The organism is Streptococcus sp. GMD6S, assembly GCF_000297015.1.
Window position 1 is genome coordinate 1 of record NZ_AJRH01000145.1, and the last position, 1,272, is coordinate 1,272.

1 protein-coding gene is annotated in these 1,272 nt (G+C 41.0%); it reads left to right on the top strand.

Annotation, left to right across the window (positions count from 1 at the left end; genetic code table 11):
• Positions 1 to 1,272, top strand: a 1,272-nt coding sequence (locus GMD6S_RS09200) for a GbpC/Spa domain-containing protein (RefSeq protein ID WP_000407163.1), incomplete at both ends; no start/stop codon positions are given.

A 1,272-nucleotide genomic window follows, 5' to 3' on the forward strand; every position in this document is an offset into this window, starting at 1 on the left:
AAGCTGATCTTGCCAAATATAAGAAAGAGTTGGCTGAGTATCCGGCTAAGTTGCAGGCTTATAAAGATGAGCAGGCTAAAATTAAGGCAGCTATGGCTTTAGCAGAATCAAAGAAGAATGAAGATGGAAACTTGAGTCGCCCAAGTGCTCAAAGTTTGATTTTCAAATCGGAGCCTAATGCTGAACTTTCATTGACTACAACTGGTGAATTTGTTAGCTATACTGGCATGGAAGCAGCTGTGAAGAATACTGCAGAATTTGCCAATAAACTCTTCCAGTTGGATAACTTTAAAGTAACAGACATTCAAAATGCTAACTACCAGACAAACAAACAGGAAAGCTTTGGTACAGTCGGTAAGTATTCTGAGTACAATTCAAATGTAACAAGTGGTAAGGGACCAACTGAATGGTCTTCAGTCCTGCTGAAACGAGGTCAGTCTGCAACAGCAACTTATACGAATCTTCAGGGGACTTACTATCAAGGGAAAAAAGTTTCTAAAATCGTCTATACTTATACTCTTGATCCTAGTTCCAAGTTCCGCAATGATAAGGCTTGGTTGGGAATTTTTAAAGACCCAACGATGGGGGTTTTCGCTTCGGCTTATACTGGTAATACAGAAGATGCTACCTCTCTCTTCGTTAAGACTGAGTTTCAATTCTATGATGAAGATGGTCAAATTATTAATTTTGACAAGGCCTTGATGTCTGTAGCGTCTCTTAACCGCGAAGCAAACTCAATCGAGATGGCTAAAGATTATACTGGGAATTTCATCAAAATTTCGGGTTCTTCAGTTGGTGAAAAGAACGGCCAAATTTATGCGACAGAATCTGAAAACTTCAAAAAAGGAGTTGGTGGTTCCCGCTTCACCATGTATAAGAATAGTCAACCAGATTCTGGTTGGGATAATGCAGATGCACCAAACTCTTGGTATGGTGCGGGAGCAGTGGAAATCTCAGGTCCTTCAAATAGTATGACTATCGGAACAATTTCGTCTTCAGAAGTGTTGGGACAGCCTGCAGCGAATGATCCACGTAGAGCAGAGAAATTATCTCCCAAAAAGCCAAATATTTGGTTTGCGATTAACGGAAATGTTCGAGCAACTAATTTGCCAACCATCACATTAGAAAAACCAACTCCGCCAGTAGAACCAACTGCACCACAAGCTCCTACTTATGAAGTAGAGAAACCACTGGAACCAGCTCCAGTAGTACCAAACTACGAAAATGAGCCAACTCCACCGGTAAAAACTCCAGATCAACCGGAGCCATCAA